At 69.9% G+C, this 1,140-nt stretch carries 2 protein-coding genes; both read left to right on the top strand.

The features are described from left to right. Positions 1-852, top strand: an 852-nt coding sequence (locus tag E1285_RS45115; protein ID WP_132161040.1) for an acyl-CoA desaturase, incomplete at its 5' end; no start/stop codon positions are given. Between the two features lie 28 nt (positions 853-880). Further along, positions 881-1,140, top strand: a 260-nt coding sequence (locus E1285_RS45110) for a DNA-formamidopyrimidine glycosylase family protein (RefSeq protein ID WP_279510136.1), incomplete at its 3' end; no start/stop codon positions are given.

The following is a 1,140-nucleotide window of genomic DNA, read 5'->3' as shown; positions in this document are numbered from 1 at the left end:
GTGGGGGCCAGTTGGTGGGTGGTTCTGCTCGGTGTGCCTCTCGCCGTTCTGTCGGCCCGTACCGGGTTCCTCGGTCATGACGCCGGGCACCGGCAGATCGCCCGCAGCGCCCGCGCGAACCGGTGGCTGGGGCTGCTGCTGGGCAATCTGGTGCTGGGGATGGGGAATGGCTGGTGGAGCGACAAGCACAACCGGCATCACGCCAATCCCAACCATGTCGGGAAGGACCCGGATGTGGGTGAGGGCGTCCTGGCGTGGACGGAGGACCAGGCCGGGCGGCAGCGCGGAGTTCTGCGGTGGTTGGCGCGGCATCAGGCGGGGATGTTCTTCCCGCTGCTGACGCTGGAGGGCCTCAACCTGAAGGTGGGCAGCCTGCTGTTCCTGCGGGGGCGTCCGCGCCGTGACCAGGTGATCGAGGGCGGTCTGCTGGTCGCGCACGCCGTGGGGTATCTGGTGCTGGCGTTCACGCTGCTGCCGCCGCTGCAGGCGCTGGCGCTGATGGCGGTGCAGCACGCGCTGTTCGGCGTGCATCTGGGGGCGGTGTTCGCGCCGAACCACAAGGGGATGGCGATGCCGGAGCCGGGGGAGCGGTGGGACCATCTGCGCCGGCAGGTGCTCACGTCGCGGAACGTGCGCGGTGGGCCGGTGACGGACTGGTTCATGGGCGGGCTGAACTACCAGATCGAGCATCACCTGTTCCCGGGGATGCCGCGCTGCAGTCTGCGCCGGGTGCGGCCGCTGGTGCGTGAGCACTGCGAGGCGGTCGGTGTGCCTTACACGGAGACGGGGATGGTGGAGTCGTACCGGCAGGCGCTGGGGCACTTGCGTGAGGTGGGGGAGCCGCTGCGGTAGGGCCCTGGTGCGGGGATAGGCTCCGGCCATGCCGGAGGGACATACCGTTCATCGTCTGGCCGCCGAGCATCTGCGGATGTTCGGCGGCCGTCGTGTCGCCGCGTCGAGTCCGCAGGGTCGTTTCGCCGAGGGGGCGGCGTGGTTGGACGGGCGTGTGCTGGTGGTGGGGGACGCGCACGGTAAGCATCTGCTGCTGGGGTTCGACGATGAGCGGGTGTTGCATGTTCACCTGGGCATTTATGGCAAGTACGTGTTCGGGGCGGGGCCTGCGCCGGAGCCGGTGGGGGC

Origin of the sequence: Actinomadura sp. 7K507, assembly GCF_004348425.1 — a bacterium.
Lineage (GTDB): Bacteria > Actinomycetota > Actinomycetes > Streptosporangiales > Streptosporangiaceae > Spirillospora.
This window is presented reverse-complemented; position numbering and strand designations above follow the sequence as displayed.